Here is a 593-nt window from a genome sequence, read left to right as displayed (position 1 = left end):
ACCTGCCCGACCCAGTACTCGGCCGCAGCGACCTCCTCCGCCACCGCAGCACCCGTCACGGTGGAGACGAAACGCAAGTCCGGACTCCGGAAGGACAGCCCGGCCAGAGCCTGACGGAAATCCTCCAGCATCGGCTCCATAAGAGGCGAGTGGAAAGCATGACTGACCCTCAGACGACGCGAACGCCGCCCCGGCAACGCCGCCACCACCCGCTCCACCGCATCCTGCTCACCCGAAACCACCACCGACAACGGCCCGTTGACCGCCGCCAACGACACAACCCCCGCCTCACACAAAAGCGGCAGGACCTCGTCCTCGGACGCCTCCACCGCCACCATCACACCACCGGACGGAAGCGCCTGCATCAACCGGCCACGCGCGCCCACCAACACGCACGCGTCCTCCAACGACAACACCCCCGCCACATGAGCAGCCGCGATCTCACCCACCGAATGCCCGGCCACCGCATCCGGCAACACACCCCACGACTCCCACAACCGGAACAACGCCACCTCGAACGCGAACAACACCGGCTGAGCGACACCCGTCGCCTCCAACACCTCCGCATCCGCCCCGAAGAACTCCCCCCGCAC

General features: G+C 67.5%; 1 protein-coding gene. It reads right to left on the bottom strand.

Features of this window, described 5'->3' with window-relative positions; translation table 11 throughout:
* A partial coding sequence (locus NGF19_RS30430) for an acyltransferase domain-containing protein (RefSeq protein ID WP_252429166.1) occupies positions 1–593 on the bottom strand: 593 nt, incomplete at both ends.

Source organism: Streptomyces macrolidinus, assembly GCF_023887685.1.
Taxonomy (GTDB): domain Bacteria; phylum Actinomycetota; class Actinomycetes; order Streptomycetales; family Streptomycetaceae; genus Streptomyces; species Streptomyces macrolidinus.
This window is presented reverse-complemented; position numbering and strand designations above follow the sequence as displayed.